Source organism: Streptococcus cristatus, from assembly GCF_003943535.1.
GTDB lineage: Bacteria > Bacillota > Bacilli > Lactobacillales > Streptococcaceae > Streptococcus > Streptococcus cristatus_L.
Map to the genome: position 1 here is coordinate 1 of NZ_RJPU01000016.1, position 4271 is coordinate 4271.

2 protein-coding genes and 1 pseudogene are annotated in these 4271 nt (G+C 43.0%); all 3 read left to right on the forward strand.

What is annotated here, in order from left to right:
- Positions 1-369: pseudogene (locus D8790_RS10280) on the forward strand (accessory Sec system glycosylation chaperone GtfB); the annotation flags it as partial.
- Between the two features lie 70 nt (positions 370-439).
- Positions 440-616 (forward strand): hypothetical protein, encoded by a 177-nt coding sequence (locus D8790_RS10285; RefSeq protein ID WP_045498459.1) that lies wholly within the window; start codon positions 440-442, stop codon positions 614-616.
- Positions 617-1046: 430 nt separating this feature from the next.
- Positions 1047-4271: KxYKxGKxW signal peptide domain-containing protein (locus D8790_RS10290; RefSeq protein ID WP_185761944.1), on the forward strand; the 3225-nt coding region annotated here is incomplete at its 3' end.

The window sequence follows — 4271 nt, forward strand, 5'->3', positions numbered from 1 at the left end:
ATGTCAAGCCATTTGATGGAATTAAATCGCTATCCGAATATTTCCCTCTACCCTAATATTCGTCCAGCTAAGGTGAATGAACTTTTTGCTCGCTGTGACTTGTATCTGGATATCAATATCAGCGATGAAATCCTAAATGCTTGTCGCACAGCTTTTGAGAACAACATGTTGATTCTCAGCTTCAAAAATACTTGCCATAGTCGTCGATTTATTGCGGATGATCACATTTATGCGCCAGAAAATGTCTCAACCATGGTGGATAAGATTCAAGCTGTCCTTGCTTATTCATCAGAGATGGAAGCAGCACTTGCTAGACAGAAACAGGCTGCTAATCAAGCTAGTTTGGAGCAATATAAGGCCATTATTTAACCAGATACATGAGAACTTGCTTTCGATGAGGGCAAGTTCCTTTATGCAGATTTAGTAAGGGAGGACAATCATGCCAGAGAAGCAAAAGGGAATTCTGCAGGAACATATCAACGAGCAACTAGATAATCGTAGGAGACCGTTGAAAAGAGAGAAGCAAGAGTTTAGTATGATTGCAGTGTTAGGTGGCATTCTCTTTCTTATCACCCTCTTGGTCACAATCATCATGCAGTTGGGACACTTTTTCTAGGATTTTTTCTGGATGGAGGAGGTCTCTGGAAAAGATGAACCTTGACGAGCAAATCGTCAAGGTTTTTTTGCCTCTATCTAATTGAACTAGTGTGAAAGGGGGGAGTAGAGGTTCAAAAGATAATAAAACGCTTTCAACAATTTGAAGCTTAAAAGCGGATTTTCTGAAAAAATTAGCTATTTTCATTTGTTATTTTACATATAATTACTTGAAAAAGGGAATCCGTTTTGGTAAAATGATGAGTGGTATATACTGGATAAAAACGGCTGGTATATCCCAGATGGAATCTGCTTTTTCTGAGTCAAAGGGATAAAAACTGAAACTGACTGGAACTTTTATTAACTCTGGTTTTGGGAGGCAGCGCAACTACGCTTTGTTAATGGTCATGAGATTAACAAAGGGTCGCAATTGGATAAAAGAAAGGAATCGAATGTTTCGAAGTAAAAAATTTAACAAAGATTTCGAGATCGTAGATGAGAAAAAGCGTTATAAGCTTTACAAGTCGGGTAAAAACTGGGTAAAAGCCTCGAACTCTCAATTGGATCTCTTTCGTATCGGTGGGGTGGGCGAAGTTGTCTCTAGTACCCTGTCAGACACTGAAGAACTTGATCACGCACACCTTAGTTTTAACACGCTAGCGGGTATAGGGGGAATCCTGGCCGCGGGGGCTGCAGGATTTGTGATGACTCAAGAGCAAACTGTTTATGCGGATGAAACATCTGAGTATACAGAAAAGGATAAAACAGTCATCGCAGCTGAACCGAAAGCGGCTGAAACAACTGAAACAAGTGCCAACTCAATCATCGCTCAAGCGCAAGCAGAAGTAAAGAAAGCTCAAGCAGAACAAGCGTCTGCAACAGCTTCTGTATCAGTCAGTCAATCTGTTGAGGATCAAGCGAGTGCGAGTCAGTCAGTTTCAGTCAGTCAATCTGCCTCAGCAAGTCAGTCAGCTTCAGTCAGTCAATCTGCCTCAGCAAGTCAATCAGCATCAGCTCCTACATCAGTCTCAGCAAGTGCAAAAGCATCTGCATCAGTAAGCTCTACACCATCAGAGTCAGCAAGCGCTCAAGCACCTGCCTCTGTAGTTGAGAGTACATCAGTTGTTAGCGAACCATCAGCTCAGGATTCTGTGTCTACCTCAGCTTCTGCATCGCTCAACCTTAAGGTCAACCCTGCGGCAAGTCTTGTATCAGGTAGTGCTAACCAAAGTTTGGCAAGTGCAACTCTTAGCACAAGCCAAGCAGCAACAACAAGCAACAACATCGCAGCTGGTGTTGTAGCAGATAAGAACCAAGCCCAAGGTAAGGATACAACCAAGCAAGCTGAGAAAAACCAAAAGGTTGACAATACTGTAGCGACTGCACCAAAGACAGGGTATTCTGGTTTTAGAGCAAATCCGATCGATACTGGATCAAAAGAACCTTTCTTTCTAAATACCGATCCATATAGCATCAACTCTCCAGAAACAAGTGGTCGTTTAAATAGACAACGGGTCTTTCTGGGACGAGCAGGTGTTCCTTTCTCGGTAACATATTATATGCATAAGTCTCAATTTGATGCGGACGAATATCCTTACGGTTCATATAAGGATAGTGAGTTTGCAGGACTTTCTCCAAGACAAACTCTAGAGACTCGAAACTGGCAAGAAGCACAAGAGAAATATAATATTACCTCGGAAACAGGTCGTGTGGAAGTGGCTCCTGGACGTTATATTCCATATGTAACTTTCAAGAGTGATAATCCAAAAGCATTTAGTAGTAGTGTCAATCTGGATGTGACCTTTGATGGACGTAGCTTTCCTCAAACCAGCATATTCATGAACCTTACTACTACTCAGTTTAAGGGACCTGCTGTAACGTATGATGCTGAGGGGAAAAAAGAAGCATTGGCTCCTCTTGCAAAATATAAAGTAGGCGATAGAGTTAATGAAACTTTATATTTCCATAATGATATACAGTATAGATATGAGCAAGATGCTAAAAATTCTATGTTTTTGTACACTGGTAATGGTGGTACAACCAAATATAGTGGCTTGAGGTATGTTACAGGGGTGGAAAGGCGTGCTGATTTCACCTATGTTCCAAAACTCACTATAACAGGGACGGTTTTAACTGAAAATCCTAATATGCTCGTCAGACAGACTAATGGATCGGGAGGTAAGGATGCTGAATTCTTTACCTATCTAGGCCGTCCAGAAGAAGTTGTAACTGAGGCTGCGCAGGAGTCAATTATCAACAAGAGCAAAGACTCACTAACTCCTTCCCCTGAACCACTAGTTCCTGAGATTGAAGTCGGTAAACGAGTTAATGAAACTTTATATGTTCATGATGGTAATAACAAAGGAGATCAGTCTGTTGGTTCTTGGCAAAGTTCTTACCTTGCAGATCAAGCGGTTGAGCTGATTCATGGTAAGAAAGAACTAGAAGCACTTGGATTAACAGTTACTACTAGAACCGATGAACCAGGGGCTGGTAAAACTGGTTATATCCCATCTATCCAAATTTCTGGGACGCCTACTGGAACAGGAACTGTAACACTTAAATATAAGATTACTGACGAAGCGGGACAGCTTAACTTTAAGGACATTCAAGTAAATATTAAAGAAAGCGGATCCCTTAGCCAATCAGTTTCAGCTTCTGTATCTGCAAGTCAAAGTGCTTCAGCATCTGTATCAGCAAGCATCAGTGCAAGCCAATCAGTATCAAGCTCAGCAAATGCTAGCCAAAGTGCATCAGCAAGCCAATCAGCCAGCGCATCCGTATCAGCTAGTCAAAGTGCTTCAACATCAGTAAGTGCTAGCCAGTCTGCGTCAATTAGTGCGAGCCAAAGTGCTTCAGCATCTATCTCAGCAAGCATCAGTGCTAGCCACTCAGCCTCTGTATCAGCTAGCCAAAGCACTTCAGCTTCTGTATCTGCAAGTCAAAGTACTTCAACCTCAGTAAGTGCAAGCCAAAGCGCTTCAGCATCAGTATCTGTAAGTCAATCAGCTTCAGCATCTGTATCAGCTAGCCAAAGCGCGTCAGCATCTATATCAGCTAGCCAAAGTGCTTCAGCTTCTGTATCTGCAAGTCAAAGTGCTTCAACCTCAGTAAGCGCAAGCCAAAGTGCTTCAGCAAGTGCAAGCGTAAATGCATCAGTAAGCGCAAGTCAATCGGCTTCAGCATCAGTAAGTGCAAGTCACTCAGCATCTGTATCAGCTAGCCAAAGCGCCTCAGCTTCAGTATCTGCAAGTCAAAGTACTTCAGCATCAGTGAGCGCAAGCATCAGTGCNTCAGCTTCAGCATCTAACAACCAGAACTCAGCTTCTATCTCAGCAAGCGCGAGCCAGTCTGCGTCAATTAGTGCGAGCCAAAGCGCATCAGCATCAGTAAGTGCTAGTCAATCAGCCTCTGTATCAGCTAGCCAATCAGCTTCAGCGTCTGTATCTGCAAGTCAAAGTACTTCAGCATCAGTGAGCGCAAGCATCAGTGCNTCAGCTTCAGCATCTAACAACCAGAACTCAGCTTCTATCTCAGCAAGCGCGAGCCAGTCTGCGTCAATTAGTGCGAGCCAAAGCGCATCAGCATCAGTAAGTGCTAGTCAATCAGCCTCTGTATCAGCTAGCCAATCAGCTTCAGCGTCTGTATCTGCAAGTCAAAGTACTTCAGCATCAGTG

Bases quoted from the DNA above. Each gene is read 5' to 3' on its own strand.
- D8790_RS10285 (WP_045498459.1), top strand. From the start codon at position 440: ATGCCAGAGAAGCAAAAGGGAATTCTGCAGGAACATATCAACGAGCAA.